Source organism: Hungatella effluvii (assembly GCF_003201875.1).
Lineage (GTDB): Bacteria > Bacillota > Clostridia > Lachnospirales > Lachnospiraceae > Hungatella > Hungatella effluvii.
The window spans coordinates 347,119-362,733 of record NZ_QJKD01000006.1 but is presented as its reverse complement, the minus strand read 5'-3'; the positions used below and the strand labels follow the sequence as shown (position 1 = coordinate 362,733).

The following is a 15,615-nucleotide window of genomic DNA, read 5'->3' as shown; positions in this document are numbered from 1 at the left end:
CCCTAGGAAAGTGAGGAAATGTATGACAGGTATGAACAGGCCCAGGACGGCCCTTATAGCTGCAGCTCTTGTGTGCGTTCTTGCGTCAGGCGGCTGCGCCTCCGGACACGCGGCACAGGAGAATGGAACAACGGAAGGACAGACGGCCCCGACTTCTGCGAAAAGCAGCCAGGAGGTGAATGCGGAGACAACCTCCTCCGGCATTCAGGAAGTGTCCTCTCCGTCAGATAAAGAGATATCGGCAGAACCGGTGAATCATGTAAATGGCAGCAGCGAAAATGGTGCCGCGAAGGCTGAAAGCCGGACGTCACTGGACTCTCTGAAGCTTCAGGAAACCGTCTTAAAAGGGATGGTCTGGACTGCATCGGAGAAGCGGATGGTCTATAATACGGCTGATAATTCTTTTGCGTGGTGGTGTCTCTACGGCATCGCGGGGACCGGAACAGCGCCGGGAGAGACGGAAGTTTCCGTGAAGACGGGAAAGCTGAAGGAGTATATGTCCGTCCTTTTTGAAGGAAAAACAGAGCTGCCTGCCATACCGGAATCCATGGCCGGATTTATCGTGCCCGACGAAAAGGATGACGCTGTCGTATTTCACATAGAAGGAGCATTTGACGGCAGCTTTACTTTTTCGGAGCCGGAACCTGTCGATGAGGACCATGTTAAGATTACGGGAACATGGAATACAGAGGATACAGACCCGCCGGCTATCCAGTTTTATCTGGTAAACAGAGCAGGGGACGATTATCCCTACACGGTCCAGTATATGGAGATGGAGGGATACGTCTGCAATGATATTCTGGAAGGAGACCGCATCTTCGAGCCATAAAGACAGCAGACCCGTGGCGGCAGTCTCCGACAGGGAGAGAGCCGCACACGTTTGCATTTTAAAAATAGAAAAAATCTATAGGTTTTTCAAAGAAATCTGCATTGTTATTCCAGTTCAGACTGCTATAATAACCGTAGACAATGTTAGAAGGAGGACATGACAATGGCAATTTTAGTTACTGGCGGAGCCGGATACATCGGAAGCCACACCTGCGTGGAGCTTTTAAAGGCGGGCTATGAGGTGGTGGTAGTGGATAATCTCTGTAATTCCTGTGAGGAATCTATGGAACGTGTACAGGAGATTACGGGAAAGACGCTTGCATTCTACGAGGCTGATCTGCTGGACAAAGCAGCGTTAAGCCGTATTTTTAAGGAGCAGAAGATCGACGCGGTGATCCATTTCGCAGGCCTTAAGGCGGTGGGAGAATCTGTTTACAAACCGCTGGAATACTATCACAACAATATTACCGGTACACTCGTGCTTTGTGATGTCATGCGCGAACACGGCGTAAAAAGCATTGTATTCAGTTCCTCCGCGACCGTATATGGCGATCCTGCATTTGTTCCGATCACGGAAGAGTGCCCGAAGGGAGAGATCACCAATCCATATGGCCGGACAAAGGGAATGCTGGAGCAGATTCTGACCGATTTACATACGGCTGATCCGGAGTGGAATGTCATGCTTCTGCGCTATTTCAACCCGATCGGAGCTCATGAATCGGGAAGAATCGGTGAGAACCCGAAGGGAATTCCGAATAATCTGCTTCCATATATCACCCAGGTTGCGGTCGGCAAGCTGGAATCTCTCGGAGTCTTCGGAAATGATTACGATACCCCGGATGGAACGTGTGTCAGGGATTATATTCATGTTGTGGATCTGGCGGACGGCCACGTCAAGGCGCTTAAGAAGATGGAAGGCGAAAAGGGCGGCGTATTGATCTACAACCTGGGAACCGGCTGCGGATACAGCGTTCTCGACGTTATTCATGCCTTTGAGGAAGCCAATGATTTAAAGGTTCCTTACGAGTTCAAGCCGAGAAGAGCGGGCGATGTACCTCAGTGCTACGCCGATCCGGCAAAGGCAGAACGTGAGCTGGGCTGGAAGGCGGAACGCGATTTAAAGGACATGTGCCGCGATTCCTGGAACTGGCAGAAGAATAATCCGGAAGGATATGCGGAATAAAAGGAAATACTGTGATGTTATGAAGTAATGGAAAATACAACCGCTTATGCGGTGTGGACGGCTCTCCGGCGCTGAAATTCAGGCGCCGGAGGAAGCCGTTTTTTTTGTTTTTGTGTGACGGGATAGAAAGCGTTTCACAAAATCTCCTGAGCCTGTTTAAATTATTACTCGAACATATATTCGAAAATACTTGATATATTCTTTACAGTATGCTAAAATAAAAGAAAAAGAACGTATGTTCGAGGTGACCTATGCTAATTCAGGAAGATTTAAGTATACAGGAAAAACTGGAGATTCTTTCCGACGCTGCCAAATACGATGTGGCCTGCACCTCCAGCGGCGTTGACAGAAAAGGTAAGGCAGGGATGCTTGGCAACACGGTTGCTGCCGGACTCTGTCACAGCTTTGCGGGAGATGGAAGATGCATCTCTCTTTTGAAGATTCTCTTCACCAACCAGTGCATCTATGACTGCAAGTATTGTATCAACCGCTGTTCCAATGACGTGGTAAGGACCGCATTTACACCGGATGAGGTCTGCACGCTGACCATGGAGTTTTACAGGCGGAATTATATTGAGGGGCTGTTTTTAAGCTCCGGAATTTTATACAGCGCGGATTACACCATGGATCTGATCTACCAGACCTTAAAGAAGCTGAGAGAGGTATACCGCTTTAATGGCTATATCCACGTAAAGGCAATTCCGGGAGCCGACCCGGTTCTAATTGAAAAAGTAGGATTTCTGGCAGACCGAATGAGCATAAATCTGGAACTGCCGACTGCGGATGGCTTAAAAAAGCTGGCTCCCGGAAAGAGCAGAAGCAAGATACTGACTCCCATGAGACAGATTCAGCGTGGCATAACCGCGAATAAATTCGAACTGATGGAATATAAAAGGACACCCTCCTTCGTGCCTGCGGGACAGAGTACACAGATGATTGTGGGCGCGACGCCGGAAAATGATTATCAGATGATGATGGTGGCGGAGGCGCTGTACCAGAACTATGATTTAAAGCGGGTTTTCTATTCCGCCTTCGTCCCGGTCAACGAGGATTCCAGCCTTCCAGCGCTTCCGGGCGGGCCGCCGCTTCTGCGGGAACACCGGCTCTATCAGGCGGACTGGCTCCTGCGGTTTTACGGCTTTAAGGCATCGGAGCTTTTGACAGAGGACCGGCCGAATTTCAATGTGTTTCTGGATCCCAAGTGTGACTGGGCGCTCCGCCATTTGGAACTGTTTCCGGTAGAGATCAACCGTGCCGATTACTATACGCTTTTGCGGGTACCGGGAATGGGAGTGAAATCCGTAAAACGAATCATCGCGGCCAGAAGACAGGGCCTGCTGGATTTCGAATCCTTAAAGAAGATGGGAGTCGTACTGAAGAGAGCCATGTATTTTATTACGTGTTCCGGCCGGATGATGTATCCGACCAGGATGGATGAGGATTACATCACCAGCCACTTAGTCGGGGATGAGCGCCGTGCAGTATGGGATATCAGCCAGCAGGGGGCCTACCGCCAGCTGTCGCTGTTCGATGATATGAAGCTTAATATGGCCCCGGCCCCGGCGGACCGGTATTCAGTAGTAACAGGGAGTATGTGAGTGATATGACGGTTTATACGTGTAAAGATAGCTTTGAAGGGATTTTAACCGGTGTGTATGACGCATGGATGAGCCGGAAGGGCCATTCCAATGTGAGACTGGAGACCGCGGGCCAATACAGCACCATGGAATTATTCTGTGATTACATTGATGTTATACCCGACGAGGAAAAGGTGGAAAAGGTGATCCGATCGGTGCGGACCAGAATATCGGAAGCAGCGTATGAAGCCATCTACAAGGCCTCCTTGAGCAGGAACGGAGAGAAGGCGGATCACATCTACCGTTTCCTGATCCGGGGGTTCCAGAAGGGAGCAGGCATCACCCAGAGCCTCCAGCTGCCTGAGGTATTCCAGATATTCGATATGTGCCGGAATCTTGACAACGAGGCGCATCTGGAGACGGAGTTTCTGCGGTTTATCCAGATGGATGAGGACATGCTGGTCAGCCGGATTGGCCCGAAGAATGATGTGCTGGTGTTAATCGCCCCTCATTTTGCAGACCGCATGCCGGCGGAGAACTGGATTATCTACGACGAGAAAAGGAAGAAGGCCGCCCTTCATCAGGCCGGACGGCCGTGGTTTCTTATGGATCTCGATTCCAGAGAGTGGGAGGAAAAGCTTCATAAGGCGACAGAAGACGACGAATACCGGGAACTGTGGAAGGCATTAAGGAGGAGTATTACTATAAAAGAGCGGTGGAACCCGGTGTGCCAGAGGACTCATATGCCGTTGAGGTACAGGGCGTATATGCCGGAATTTGACCATGGCTTAAAGGATCAGCGCTGATTACAGTCCGAAAGACCGGATGAAGTCTTTCACGAACTTTACATTTATGGTATACTTCTCTTATACGACAGAATGATTCTGTTCATGTTTCAGAGAGGAGTCACTTTCATGATAAAACGAAGAGAGTTCAGAGTTCCTTCCAGCGATGGAAAATCAGGACTGCATACCGTTTTGTGGGAACCGGACGGAGAGGTGAGACAGCTTCTTTTGATTTCTCACGGAATGACGGAGCATATCCTTCGGTACGATTCATTCGCCCGCTTCCTGGCAGAACAGGGGATTGCGGTGATCGGCCATGATCATCTCGGCCATGGAGGAACGGTGCAGAATGGGCGGTATGGCTACTTTGCCGATAAAGGAGGCCATGTCTGCGTTATCAGGGATTTACATAGGACAGCCAGCCGCATCCGCGTCATGTACCCGGGGCGTCCGCTGTATATGCTGGGGCACAGCATGGGATCCTTTTTCCTCAGACGGTATCTTACACTGTATGGGGAAGAACTGGCAGGTGCGATCATTATGGGAACGGGAGATCAGGCGATGCCGATTGTGATCGCAGGCAAACTGATTGCCGCATCCATCGGCCTGATCAGGGGAAAAGAGTATCAGAGCAAATGGATGCACCAGCTGGTTTTGGGGAATTACAACCGTTCTTTTATGCCGTCCAGAACAGACAATGACTGGCTCTCCAAGAACTGTGAATCAGTGGATCAGTACTGCAGTGACCCATTCTGTAATTTTAAGTTCACTGCTTCGGCGTACTGTGATTTCTTCAATATTATGCTGGATTTAAAGCTGCACCGCCAGGAGGACCGGATTCCCAGATCTCTGCCGCTCTTTATTCTGTCAGGGGCACAGGATCCGGTCGGTGAATTCGGGAGAGGCGTCAGACGCGTGTTCCGCAGGTATAAGAAGATCGGCATGACGGATACCGAGATGATTCTCTACCCGGATGACCGCCATGAGCTGCTGAACGAGACAGATAAAGAAGCGGTCTGGCATGATATCCTAAGCTGGATTACGTATCACGAGCTTTGACAGAGACTGGCAGGCAGTTTAAAAACTGCTTGCCAGACAATCTAAAATCCTGTATGATTAATACAGGTTCCAATTCAGGAACGTTCTATGAATCGATGCGGTTCTGCATCATATTTCCAACAGAGAATGAAAACACAAAATGAAAACACAGAAATTAAAATCAGGAAGGGAGAAAGTGTGTTCAGCAAAGTGCATAGTATTGGTATTTTAGGAGTCGAAGGGTACCCTGTCGTGGTGGAGGCGGATGTGAGCGAAGGCCTCCCCGGCTTTACCATGGTTGGTTATCTCTCGGGAGCGGTGAGGGAGGCGCAGGACCGGGTTCGGACCGCTCTGAAGAATTCCGGTTTCCGGCTTCCGGCCAGAAAGATTACGGTGAACCTGTCGCCTGCGGATATCAGGAAAGAGGGAACCGGATTCGACCTTCCCATCGCAGTCGCGGTTCTGGCGGCCACCGGACTTGTGGACCAGTCGATTCTGGATACCAGCATCCTGGTGGGAGAACTGGGGCTGGATGGAAGAATCAAACCGGTCTCCGGGATTCTGTCGATCGTGGCCGCGGCCGGGAATGCGGGAAAGAAACGGTGCTTTCTCCCGATTCCCAATGTGAGCGAGGGACAGATCATTGGGAACATCGACATCATTGGCGTGGAGAACATCAGAGAGCTGGCGGGTATGTTAACTGATCCGGATCAGCTTTCACCGGCTATAAGACAGGACAATCCGTGCTTTTCGGAGAAAGATGCTTACGATGTGGATTTTTCAGAGGTAAGCGGTCAGTTTCTTCTCAAGCGGGCCACGGAGATCGCGGTAGCCGGCATGCATAACATCCTCTATATCGGTCCAGCCGGGACAGGAAAGACTATGGTGGCGAGACGAATTCCAACCATCATGCCGTCCCTGTCCCACGAGGAGAATGTAGAGATATCGAAGATATACAGCATCTGCGGCCTTCTTCATCAGGATCAGCCGCTGCTGTCAAGGCGGCCGTTTCGGAGTCCGCACCACACCATTAGCCCGCAGGCTTTGACCGGCGGAGGAAGAATTCCTAAACCCGGAGAGATTTCTCTGGCTTCCAGGGGCGTTCTGTTCCTGGATGAGTTACCCGAGTTTCAGAAAAACAGCATAGAGGTCTTAAGACAGCCGCTGGAGGAACGGAAGATTACGATCTCCAGATTGCACAGCGCTTACGAATTTCCTGCGGATTTTATGCTCGCTGCCGCTATGAATCCCTGCAAATGCGGCTATTATCCGGACCGCAGCCGGTGTACGTGTACGGAGCCGCAGATACAGCGGTACTTGAGCCGAATTTCAAAACCATTGCTGGACAGGATCGATATCTGCGCCGAGGCAGTGCCGATGAAGTATGAGGAACTGAAGGATAAGGGGAAGAGTGAAACCTCCAGTGCCATCCGGGAGAGGGTCGAGGCAGCAAGGGTTATTCAGAGACAGCGTTTTGATGGCAGCGGAATCTATTTTAACAGCGCCATGAACGGGTCACAGATCGGAGATTTCTGCCGCCTGGGTCAGTGCGAACAGGTATTTCTAAAGCGTATTTTTGAACATATGAGGCTTAGTGCCAGAGGGTACGGAAAAATACTGAAAGTGGCCAGAACCATCGCAGATCTGGAAGGCAGCGGCGAAATAAAAAAAGAACATCTGGCGGAAGCGGCAGGGCTTCGCAGCCTGGAAGAAAAATACTGGGGAGGCAGTCATCATGATATCATATAAGGAACGTCAATATCTCTGCTGGTTTCTATCCGTGCCCGGAATCGGCGCGGTTACCGGCATGCGTCTTTTTAAACAGTTTAAAAGTTTTGAGGAGATATATAATATAGAAGGAAAAAATCTGGAAAATGCAGGATTGCTGAGGGCGAAGGAGGCTGCCGCGTTCGATGCGGAAAAACGCCAGCTGGACAGACGAAAACGGGAACTGGAGGAACTGGAAAAGGAGGGGATCCGCCTGATTGCGTTTTTGGATGGGAATTATCCAAAGCGGCTGCTTAAGATACACGATTATCCGGTGGGACTCTTCGTCAGAGGAGAACTTCCGGATGAGGAGCGGCCGGCGGCTGCCGTGATCGGAGCAAGAAACTGCACCAATTACGGAAAGCAGGAAGCCGAATACATGGCAGCGGAGCTGGCGAAGGCCGGAGTGCAGATCATCAGCGGCCTTGCCTATGGCATCGACGGCGCAGGCCATAGGGGAGCGCTGAAGGCCGGCGGAAAGACATTCGGCGTATTGGGGTGCGGGATCAAGATCTGTTATCCGCGGGAGAATTACGGGCTCTACGAACACATGTGCCGCCAGGGCGGTGTTCTGTCGGAGTGGATGCCGTGGGAGCAGCCGCAGCAGAAAAACTTTCCCATAAGAAACCGGATCATCAGCGGACTCTCCGATGTGATCCTTGTAATGGAGGCCAGACAGAAGAGCGGGTCTCTTATTACCGCAGGAATCGGACTGGAACAGGGAAAAGAAATTTTTGCTCTTCCGGGACGGATCTCAGATCCGCTGAGCGAGGGCTGCAACCGGCTGATTCAGGAGGGTGCAGGCGTTCTCTTAAGTCCGGAGGATGTACTGGAATATTTCACTCTGAGGGCTGGTAAAATATTAAGAGTTCATGAAAAAAATGAGAACGGGCTTGCCAAAAAAGAAAAAATGGTGTATAGTTGCCTCGATTTGCAACCGAAGGGGTTAGAAGAGATTGTGATCTTAAGCGGACTGTCTGTAAGTGAATGTATCGGCACACTTCTGGAACTGGAACTGGGCGGTTATGTGGTTCAGACATCCCATCAATATTATGGTAAGAGATTATAGGCGAGGAGTTTTGTATGGCGAATTGTTTAGTTATTGTGGAGTCACCCGCGAAGGTGAAAACGATTAAAAAATTTTTGGGAACGAGCTATGAGGTTGATGCTTCAAACGGTCATGTAAGAGACTTGCCTAAGAGCCAGCTGGGAATCAGCCCGGAACAGGATTTTGAACCAAAGTATATTACGATCCGGGGAAAAGGTGATATTCTTGCGAAGCTTCGCAAGGAAGTAAAAAAAGCAGATAAGATTTATCTCGCAACTGACCCTGACCGTGAGGGAGAAGCGATCTCCTGGCATCTGGTGAAGGCCTTAAAGCTGGATGAGCAGAAGGATAAGCAGGTATACAGGATCAGCTTCAATGAGATTACGAAAAACGCGGTGAAGGCATCCTTGAAGGCGCCGAGAGAGATCGACATGGATCTTGTGGACGCACAGCAGACGAGAAGAATACTGGACCGTATGGTTGGATATATGATCAGCCCGATTCTCTGGGCAAAGGTAAAGCGTGGTTTGAGTGCGGGCCGTGTTCAGTCAGTGGCGCTTCGTATGATCTGCGACAGGGAAGAGGAGATTAACGCCTTTATTCCGGAAGAGTACTGGAACCTCGAGGCGGATTTAAAACAGCAGGGAAGCAAGAAGGCCCTGGCTGCCAAGTTCTATGGCAATAAAGAAGGAAAAATCTCGATCCGCAATAAAGAAGAACTGGATGGGATATTAAAGGATCTGGAAGGCCGCGACTACGTGGTGGATGAGGTGAAGAACGGAGAGCGGATCAAGAAGGCGCCGATTCCGTTTACGACCAGTACGCTTCAGCAGGAGGCTTCCAAGGTCTTAAACTTCTCTACACAGAAGACGATGCGTCTGGCCCAGCAGCTCTATGAAGGCGTGGAGGTGAAGGGACACGGAACCGTCGGTCTTATCACTTACCTGCGTACCGATTCTACCAGAATCGCAGAGGAGGCCGATACGGCGGCGAGGGCGTTTATCGAAGCGCAGTACGGAAGCAAATACGTGGCCAGCGGAGAACAGGCGAAGAAGAGCGGAGCCAAAATCCAGGATGCACACGAGGCGATCCGTCCCACCGATATCAGCCTGACACCGGTAATCGTCAAGGAATCGCTTCAGCGTGATTTGTTCCGCCTGTACCAGCTGATCTGGAAACGCTTTGCGGCGAGCCGCATGCAGTCGGCTGTCTATGAGACGACATCCGTCAAGGTTGCGGCAGGAGATTACTACTTTACATTAGCAGCTTCGAAACTGGCTTTCGACGGATTCATGTCTGTTTACATTCAGGAGGACGAGAAGGAAGAGAGCAACGCCCTTCTTGGGAAGCTGGAGAAGGGAAGCGTTTTAACTCTTGAGAAGCTGGACAGCAGCCAGCACTTTACCCAGCCTCCGGCACATTTTACCGAGGCATCTCTGGTAAAGTCCATGGAAGAACAGGGAATCGGCCGTCCAAGTACGTACGCGCCGACGATCACGACGATCATTGCCAGACGCTATGTGGCAAAGGAAAATAAAAATCTTTATGTAACAGAACTGGGTGAAGTTGTCAACAGTATGATGAAGCAGAGCTTTCCAAGCATTGTCGATATCACCTTTACCGCTAATCTGGAGTTCCTACTGGATAAGGTGGGAGACGGTTCCGTTCCGTGGAAGACCGTGGTGCGCAACTTCTATCCGGATTTAAAGGAAGCGGTTGACAAGGCAGAGGTGGAACTGGAGTCCGTGACCATCGCGGATGAGGTGACAGAGGAGATCTGTGAGCTCTGCGGCCGGAACATGGTAATCAAATACGGCCCTCATGGTAAGTTCCTGGCGTGTCCGGGATTTCCGGAATGCAAGAATACAAAGCCGTATCTGGAGAAGATCGGCGTACCGTGTCCCAAGTGCGGAAAGGACGTCGTCATCAAGAAGACGAAGAAGGGCAGAATATATTACGGATGCGAAGCCAATCCGGAGTGTGATTTCATGTCCTGGCAGAGACCTTCCACAGAGAAATGTCCGAAATGTGGCGCTTATATGGTCGAAAAAGGCAATAAACTGCTTTGCTCCAACGAACAGTGTGGTTACAGTACGAGCAAAAATACAAAATAGAATAATTATTAAGAAAATCGAAAATCTTCAAAAAATGATTGTTATTTTGCTGGAATAGTGTTAATATTTAAATATTAAAGGGGTATTTTGAGCTTTCCTACAAATTCTTAAGGAGGTTTTCGGTTATGAGTGTTCAATTGTTGGACAAAACTAGGAAAATCAACAAGTTATTGCATAACAACAACTCGCACAAAGTAGTATTTAACGATATCTGTGAAGTGCTCAGCGAGATATTAAATTCTAATATTCTCGTGATCAGTAAAAAGGGAAAGGTACTGGGTGTTGCGATCAGCTCTGATGTAGACGAGATACAGGAACTGATTGCAGATCAGGTCGGCGGTTACGTGGACGGAATGCTGAATGAACGTCTGCTCGGTATACTTTCCACCAAGGAGAATGTGAATCTCGAGACTCTCGGATTTACAGGCGACAACATCCGCAAGTACCAGGCCATTATTACTCCTATCGATATTGCGGGTGAGCGTCTGGGAACGCTGTTCATCTACAAGTCAGATGCTCAGTACGATATTGACGATATCATTCTGAGCGAATACGGAACGACGGTTGTAGGCCTCGAGATGATGCGGTCCGTAAATGAGGAGAACGCAGAGGAGACGAGAAAGGTTCAGATCGTAAAATCCGCGATCAGCACCTTATCCTTTTCAGAGCTGGAGGCAATCACTCATATTTTCGACGAACTTGACGGAAATGAGGGAATCCTGGTAGCCAGCAAGATCGCTGACCGCGTGGGAATTACCCGTTCAGTCATCGTTAACGCTCTCAGAAAGTTCGAAAGTGCAGGCGTTATCGAGTCCCGTTCTTCTGGTATGAAGGGAACCTATATCAAAGTTTTAAACGATGTGGTTTTTGATGAACTGAAGGCGATCAAGGCCGGCAACGGCAAGTCGATGCAGGGACACAGAGAGATAAAAGAACCGTAAATCAGGACGGCGGCAAAAAGAAGCAGCGAAGAAAAACTGCTTCTTTTTTTTACGAAAGTATGAAAAAAATTGTCATTAAAAGTAAAAAATGACTTGCACAGGCATTAAAGATATGCTATACTAGCTAAGCTTACTAAAAAACACGTTTGCGGATTCTGGAGGAAGGTGCCGAAATATCGGTCTCCTTGGAAGCAAGAGAAGCAGACGGAAGAAAAACCAAATGGAGGTAATAACATGAGCGTTATTTCAATGAAACAGCTGTTGGAGGCTGGTGTACATTTCGGTCACCAGACAAGAAGATGGAACCCTAAGATGGCTCCGTACATCTACACAGAAAGAAACGGCATCTACATCATCGACTTACAGAAGTCTGTTGTAAAAGTAGACGAGGCTTACAAAGCCGTAGCCGACATCGCTGCAGAAGGCGGCAAGATCCTTTTCGTAGGAACCAAGAAGCAGGCTCAGGACGCGATCAGAACAGAAGCAGAGCGCTGCGGTATGTACTTTGTAAATGAGAGATGGCTGGGCGGAATGCTTACAAACTTCAAGACAATCCAGTCCAGAATTGGAAGATTAAAACAGATCGAGACCATGTCCGAAGACGGAACATTTGATGTTCTTCCTAAGAAGGAAGTTATTGCTCTCAAGAAAGAATGGGAGAAACTGGAGAAAAACCTTGGCGGAATTAAAGAAATGAAGAAGATTCCGGATGCTATCTTTGTTGTAGATCCTAAGAAAGAGAGAATCTGCGTTCAGGAAGCTCATACACTGGGAATTCCGTTAATCGGTATTGCTGATACGAACTGTGATCCGGAAGAACTCGATTTCGTGATTCCGGGTAATGATGATGCTATCAGAGCCGTTAAGCTGATCGTATCCAAGATGGCGGACGCAGTAATCGAGGCAAACCAGGGCGAGGCAACAGCTGAAGAAGCAGAAGCAGCTCAGGAAATGGAAGAGGCTGTAGAGGCTTAATTGTTCAGGCAGATGAATGCTTCGACCGGCTGTGATAAGCGGGTTGAAGCATTTTTCGATTTATGGGGCAGCGGGATCCGCGCTGCGGCAGATACTGCCGCAGGTGAAAAGGAAGAAGTTCCCTATAGATTAAGAAAGCTTAAACATGTATCATATGAATAACGAAAAGAACATGGAGGGAAATCAAATGGCAGCAATTACGGCTGGAATGGTAAAAGAGTTAAGAGAAATGACCGGTGCAGGCATGATGGATTGTAAGAAAGCACTTGCGGCAACCGATGGAGATATGGAAAAGGCTGTAGAGTTTTTAAGAGAAAAAGGACTTGCAGCTGCATCTAAGAAGGCGGGAAGAATCGCAGCAGAAGGTCTTGTTAAGACCCTTGTAAGCGAAGATGGAAAGTCTGCAGCAATCGTTGAAGTAAACAGCGAGACAGACTTCGTAGCAAAGAACGCGCAGTTCCAGGGCTATGTTGCCGATGTGGCAGCGCAGGTACTGGCCAGCAGCGCGCAGGATATGGATGCATTCATGGCTGAAGCATGGGCAAAGGATGCTTCCCTGACTGTAGCTCAGGTATTATCCAGCCAGATCGCAGTAATCGGCGAGAACATGAACATCAGAAGATTCGAGAAGATCACCACAGATGGTGTTGTAATCGACTATATCCACGGCGGCGGAAGAATCGGCGTATTACTGGAAGCTTCTGCTGAAGTTGTTAACGATGATGTAAAAGAGGCTTTAAAGAACGTTGCAATGCAGATTGCAGCTTTAACACCAAAGTATGTAAAGAGAGACGAGATTCCTCAGGAATTCGTTGAGCATGAAACTGAGATCTTAAAGGTTCAGGCTAAGAACGAGAATCCGGATAAGCCGGACGCTATCATCGAGAAGATGATCGTTGGCCGTCTCAACAAGGAATTAAAAGAATTCTGTCTGTTAGACCAGGCTTACGTGAAAGATGGCGATTTAACTGTTGCTAAATACTTAGAGCAGGTTTCCAAAGAAGTTGGCGGAAAGATCGAACTGAAGAAATTCGTTCGTTTTGAAACCGGCGAAGGTCTTGAGAAAAAAGAAGAAGATTTTGCTGCTGAAGTTGCAAAACAGATGCAGTAATATATTCCGCCGAACATATGTGAGGAGGACTTTCCAAGGAAAGAGGATTCAGGGGGGAATCCCATGGGCATCCATGGGATTTTTCTATAGAGACAGTGTCCGTTTAGCGTTGACAGATGTTTCCAGATTGGACGGACATTTCGCCTTTTTCCCGGGTTCAGAGCAGGAGAGACTATTGATATTTCGCAGAACGCAGGGACGGAAGCCTGTTAGCTTCCGTCCGGGCTGCGCGAAGGAAACCTTATACCAAAGGAGTTGACACAATGGCTAAATATATATTTAAACGTATCATCATGGCGATTGTAACAATATTTGCGGTTGCATCTGTTACATTCTTCGTTATGAACATGGTACCCGGCGGCCCTTTCATGTCAGAGAAGGCCATAAGTCCGCAGGCACAGGCCGCATTGAATGAGAAATACGGTCTTGATAAGCCTTTAAGTGAGCAGTATGTTACATATATGAAAGATCTTCTTCACGGAAATCTCGGTTTAAGCGTAAAACAGCGTGGCCGTACCGTGAATATGATCATCGCATCGAAGTTCCCGGTGTCCGCAAGAGTCGGCGGCATCGCAATCTTAACGGCAGTTTTGGTGGGTGTACCACTGGGGAGTATTGCCGCCTTTAAACGAGGGACGGTGGTGGATGACATCATAATCGTATTCAGTACGTGCGGAATTGCGATTCCCAGTTTCGTTATCTGTACGATCCTGATGTATGTCCTGAGTCTGAAGCTGGGGCTGCTGCCCACGTACGGACTGGCATCGTGGAAAAACTACATCATGCCGGTTATTGCGCTGGCACTGTATCCGTCGTCCTATATCGCACGTCTGATGCGTTCTTCCATGCTGGATGTTATGGGCCAGGACTACATGAGAACAGCACGCGCAAAGGGACTTTCTCAGATAATCAGTATTTTCAAACATGCGCTTCGTAACGCGATTCTTCCGGTTGTTACGTATTTGGGACCGCTTCTTGCCTATACGGTAACGGGAAGCTTTATTGTCGAGAAAATTTTCACAATTCCGGGCCTTGGCTCTGAGTTTATCGGTTCCATCACAGGACGTGATTATCCGCTGATCATGGGAACTACCATATTCCTTGCCTCATTGATGGTTGTTATGAACGTGATCGTAGACGTTGCCTACAAATTTATCGATCCACGTATTAATCTTAAATAGAAAGGAGAAAGAAGATGTCGAATAATAAATTATCATTACAGCTTAACGTAGACGACTTTCTCCCGGCAAGTGACGAGGAAAAAGAGAGTCTTACCGTCCTCCGCAAGAGCGTTGGCTTCTGGCAGGATGGAATACGTCGTTTAAAGAAGAATAAGATTGCCATGGTCAGCCTGGTAGTTATTATTTTTGTATTCATTTTTTCATTCCTGGTACCGCAGTTCTACCCATACAGCTATGAGCAGCAGATTCGCGGAAGCGAGAATCTGGCACCCATGCAGTATTCGGAAAAGGAACTGGAGGCGAAGGCGGCGGGAGAGAGCGTATTCCCGCATGTTCTGGGAACGGATAACCTGGGGCGTGACTATGCGGTCCGTGTCATGATGGGCAGCCGTGTCTCCCTTACCGTAGGTCTTGTGGCCTCCGCCATCATCCTGCTGATCGGTTCCCTTTACGGTTCTGTTGCGGGCTTCTTCGGCGGCTGGGTCGATATGATCATGATGCGTATCGTCGATATGATCTATACGGTCCCCGATATCCTGATCATCGTTCTCTTATCGGTTGCATTTGACCAGCCCCTAAAGGCGCTGGCTCAAAAACCGGGATTTGAATGGATTCAGGTAATCGGTGTTAACTTAATCAGTATTTTCGTTGTGTTCGCCCTTCTTTACTGGGTTGGTATGGCCCGAATCGTTCGAAGCCAGATCCTCATTCTGAAGGAGCAGGAATACGTGACTGCGGCCAGGGCACTGGGTGCTTCCAATGGCCGTATCATTAGAAAGCACTTACTGACAAACTGTATCGGTACTTTGATTGTTACCACAACGCTGCAGATTCCGTCTTCTATCTTCACGGAAAGCTTCTTAAGCTTCTTAGGCCTTGGCGTTGCTGCGCCGATGCCTTCTCTGGGAAGCCTTGCAAGTGCTGCATTAAATGGTCTGCAGTCTTATCCGCACCGTCTGTTTGCGCCTGCACTGGCGATTTCCGTCATCATTTTAAGCTTTAACTTGCTGGGCGACGGTCTGCGTGATGCATTCGACCCGAAACTCAAAGACTAAGGGAGGAGAGAT

The 15,615-nt window shown here is 48.9% G+C and carries 13 protein-coding genes; all 13 read left to right on the top strand.

The window, feature by feature from the left end; all coding sequences use genetic code 11:
- Positions 1 to 22 precede the first annotated feature (22 nt).
- A complete protein-coding gene (locus DFR60_RS14065; RefSeq protein WP_110323432.1) occupies positions 23 to 829 on the top strand; it encodes a hypothetical protein in 807 nt (268 codons plus the stop codon).
- A 162-nt stretch (positions 830 to 991) separates the two neighbouring features.
- Positions 992 to 2,011: a UDP-glucose 4-epimerase GalE gene (gene galE, locus DFR60_RS14060; RefSeq protein WP_002604318.1), complete on the top strand. Its 1,020-nt coding sequence runs from the start codon at positions 992 to 994 to the stop codon at positions 2,009 to 2,011.
- A 251-nt stretch (positions 2,012 to 2,262) separates the two neighbouring features.
- Positions 2,263 to 3,609 (top strand): putative DNA modification/repair radical SAM protein, encoded by a 1,347-nt coding sequence (locus tag DFR60_RS14055; RefSeq protein ID WP_110323431.1) that lies wholly within the window; start codon positions 2,263 to 2,265, stop codon positions 3,607 to 3,609.
- A gap of 5 nt (positions 3,610 to 3,614) precedes the next feature.
- Positions 3,615 to 4,394, top strand: coding sequence for a TIGR03915 family putative DNA repair protein (locus DFR60_RS14050; RefSeq protein ID WP_110323430.1), 780 nt, complete (start codon positions 3,615 to 3,617; stop codon positions 4,392 to 4,394).
- Positions 4,395 to 4,502: 108 nt separating this feature from the next.
- Positions 4,503 to 5,432: an alpha/beta fold hydrolase gene (locus tag DFR60_RS14045; RefSeq protein WP_110323429.1), complete on the top strand. Its 930-nt coding sequence runs from the start codon at positions 4,503 to 4,505 to the stop codon at positions 5,430 to 5,432.
- A 177-nt stretch (positions 5,433 to 5,609) separates the two neighbouring features.
- On the top strand, positions 5,610 to 7,160 hold the full coding sequence (locus DFR60_RS14040; RefSeq protein WP_110323428.1) for a YifB family Mg chelatase-like AAA ATPase: 1,551 nt from the start codon (positions 5,610 to 5,612) through the stop codon (positions 7,158 to 7,160).
- Positions 7,147 to 8,247 (top strand): DNA-processing protein DprA, encoded by a 1,101-nt coding sequence (gene dprA, locus DFR60_RS14035; RefSeq protein ID WP_110323427.1) that lies wholly within the window; start codon positions 7,147 to 7,149, stop codon positions 8,245 to 8,247. Before DFR60_RS14040 ends, dprA begins: the two co-directional genes overlap by 14 nt.
- 14 nt (positions 8,248 to 8,261) lie before the next feature.
- Positions 8,262 to 10,340 carry a type I DNA topoisomerase gene (gene topA / locus DFR60_RS14030; RefSeq protein WP_110323426.1) on the top strand — a complete coding sequence of 693 codons (2,079 nt, stop codon included), beginning with the start codon at positions 8,262 to 8,264 and terminating at the stop codon, positions 10,338 to 10,340.
- Between the two features lie 125 nt (positions 10,341 to 10,465).
- Positions 10,466 to 11,281, top strand: coding sequence for a GTP-sensing pleiotropic transcriptional regulator CodY (gene codY, locus DFR60_RS14025; RefSeq protein ID WP_110323425.1), 816 nt, complete (start codon positions 10,466 to 10,468; stop codon positions 11,279 to 11,281).
- Between the two features lie 234 nt (positions 11,282 to 11,515).
- Complete coding sequence (gene rpsB / locus DFR60_RS14020) at positions 11,516 to 12,256, top strand: 30S ribosomal protein S2 (protein WP_055652605.1); 741 nt, start codon at positions 11,516 to 11,518, stop codon at positions 12,254 to 12,256.
- 187 nt (positions 12,257 to 12,443) lie between these two features.
- Positions 12,444 to 13,367, top strand: coding sequence for a translation elongation factor Ts (tsf, locus tag DFR60_RS14015; RefSeq protein WP_110323464.1), 924 nt, complete (start codon positions 12,444 to 12,446; stop codon positions 13,365 to 13,367).
- A 263-nt stretch (positions 13,368 to 13,630) separates the two neighbouring features.
- Positions 13,631 to 14,548 (top strand): ABC transporter permease, encoded by a 918-nt coding sequence (locus DFR60_RS14010; protein WP_002604308.1) that lies wholly within the window; start codon positions 13,631 to 13,633, stop codon positions 14,546 to 14,548.
- Positions 14,549 to 14,562: 14 nt separating this feature from the next.
- Positions 14,563 to 15,603, top strand: a complete 1,041-nt coding sequence (locus DFR60_RS14005; RefSeq protein WP_110323424.1) for an ABC transporter permease — start codon at positions 14,563 to 14,565, stop codon at positions 15,601 to 15,603.
- Positions 15,604 to 15,615 lie beyond the last annotated feature (12 nt).

Bases quoted from the DNA above. Each gene is read 5' to 3' on its own strand.
- DFR60_RS14065 (WP_110323432.1), top strand. From the start codon at position 23: ATGACAGGTATGAACAGGCCCAGGACGGCCCTTATAGCTGCAGCTCTT.
- galE (WP_002604318.1), top strand. From the start codon at position 992: ATGGCAATTTTAGTTACTGGCGGAGCCGGATACATCGGAAGCCACACC.
- DFR60_RS14055 (WP_110323431.1), top strand. From the start codon at position 2,263: ATGCTAATTCAGGAAGATTTAAGTATACAGGAAAAACTGGAGATTCTT.
- DFR60_RS14050 (WP_110323430.1), top strand. From the start codon at position 3,615: ATGACGGTTTATACGTGTAAAGATAGCTTTGAAGGGATTTTAACCGGT.
- DFR60_RS14045 (WP_110323429.1), top strand. From the start codon at position 4,503: ATGATAAAACGAAGAGAGTTCAGAGTTCCTTCCAGCGATGGAAAATCA.
- dprA (WP_110323427.1), top strand. From the start codon at position 7,147: ATGATATCATATAAGGAACGTCAATATCTCTGCTGGTTTCTATCCGTG.
- topA (WP_110323426.1), top strand. From the start codon at position 8,262: ATGGCGAATTGTTTAGTTATTGTGGAGTCACCCGCGAAGGTGAAAACG.
- codY (WP_110323425.1), top strand. From the start codon at position 10,466: ATGAGTGTTCAATTGTTGGACAAAACTAGGAAAATCAACAAGTTATTG.
- rpsB (WP_055652605.1), top strand. From the start codon at position 11,516: ATGAGCGTTATTTCAATGAAACAGCTGTTGGAGGCTGGTGTACATTTC.
- tsf (WP_110323464.1), top strand. From the start codon at position 12,444: ATGGCAGCAATTACGGCTGGAATGGTAAAAGAGTTAAGAGAAATGACC.
- DFR60_RS14010 (WP_002604308.1), top strand. From the start codon at position 13,631: ATGGCTAAATATATATTTAAACGTATCATCATGGCGATTGTAACAATA.
- DFR60_RS14005 (WP_110323424.1), top strand. From the start codon at position 14,563: ATGTCGAATAATAAATTATCATTACAGCTTAACGTAGACGACTTTCTC.